Below are 1,357 nucleotides of genomic sequence, written 5' to 3' on the forward strand. Positions count from 1 at the left end.
TGGTAATCCTGCTTCATGCTGCTTTAGTGCAGAAACAATCTGTTCAACTGAAAACCGTTTTGATTTCATGATAGCTTTCCTAATGAGGTCTTTATCATGCCGAATTTCATCATCACGGTGGTTCTTTTTATTGGGGGACCGTCACCGTTGTTCGCCGAGCCAAAGAATTCAAGATTTTCTTTCACGCTAAACGTTGAGCTTCACTTCGTTTAGCACCAACCTACAAGGGTTAGCCCAACATACGAGATGCCTTTCTTACTGCTCATCATCTACCAAAGATCACTAATAACAAAGTCATTTCCGCCAATTACATTCTCGACAACAATCTGAAAAAAACTATCAAAACTATCAGCTAATTTATAGATATTACCCTCCTCGTTACTCTCTGGATAGTCAAAATTATTATCAAAATGTATATGCGAACGATCCCAATAATAAACTGCCTCATCAACCCCATTGGCATTCATTAAATAATAATTCCCTCCAGAATCACCTCCGATGACAAATGGAGAGCTCAGTGAAGTAGTTTCGTTTCTAATGTCATTATTGCTCTGCAAATCAAAGTTTTTATTTTCCCCGTCTAATCCATAAAGAGCTTGAAAATCCACCTCACCATCATCGACCTTTTCAAATGGGATAGTGCAGTATGAATCGCCAAAAATAGCCACTCCATTAAGCCGCAATAAAAAATCAATATAGGATTTCGAAAAAGCAACATTTAATGCTAAGGATATATCTTTTATTTTAATATCGCTTGTACCGTGCCCAACTTTTATAGTCATACCGCCACCTTATTTTGAAAAACCTTATCTAAGGGCATTTTTTATTACCCTGTTTTATAGTTGAAACACCACCTCTATGCGTAAATTCTTTATGTATATCTGAGGGCACTTCTTGCATGGTCAGCAGTCCCATTGGGAGCCATTGCATCAGCTTTTCCAAAATCTCCGTTCAAACCATGGCTGTGATTACCCTTTAAATCAGGAACATCTACTTGCTGAACAGTGAAAGGCCCAAAATCGGGATGTCCGTTAGGATATCTTACTGTTGTACCGGCAGCATTTTGATATACCCAAGTACCATCAAGTTCATTCCAAACAGTCCCTCCCTTATCTAACCATTTAGCAGGATCGGGAGAGTTAAGGGTTTTTTCACCAAACAACCCCAGTGGATCCACCCACTCCAGCGGATTATGCACATACCCCTGTGGCCTCAGCCCTCCCGCAAAACCTATCGGATCTGGCGAGATATACTGCCCCAACTCCGGGTCAAAGTAACGACGCCGGTTGTAGTAAAGCCCCGTCTCCTGGTCATAAATCTGCCCCTGATAGCGCAGCTCACAATAAGTTTCGTCATT

Annotated in this window: 3 protein-coding genes; all 3 read right to left on the reverse strand. The window is 41.0% G+C overall.

Annotated elements, in window-relative coordinates:
• Nucleotides 1–269: 269 nt before the first annotated feature.
• Entirely contained in the window at nt 270–782 is a 513-nt protein-coding gene (locus L975_RS14690; RefSeq protein ID WP_047709161.1) for an SMI1/KNR4 family protein, read from the reverse strand.
• Nucleotides 783–810: 28 nt separating this feature from the next.
• Entirely contained in the window at nt 811–915 is a 105-nt protein-coding gene (locus tag L975_RS18755; RefSeq protein ID WP_072033084.1) for an HNH endonuclease, read from the reverse strand.
• A partial coding sequence (locus L975_RS18595; protein WP_047709162.1) for an RHS repeat-associated core domain-containing protein occupies nt 872–1,357 on the reverse strand: 486 nt, incomplete at its 5' end. The genes L975_RS18755 and L975_RS18595, both read right to left, overlap by 44 nt.

Origin of the sequence: Plesiomonas sp. ZOR0011 (genome assembly GCF_000800945.1) — a bacterium.
Classification (GTDB): Bacteria; Pseudomonadota; Gammaproteobacteria; order Enterobacterales; family CAMTGL01; genus Plesiomonas; species Plesiomonas shigelloides.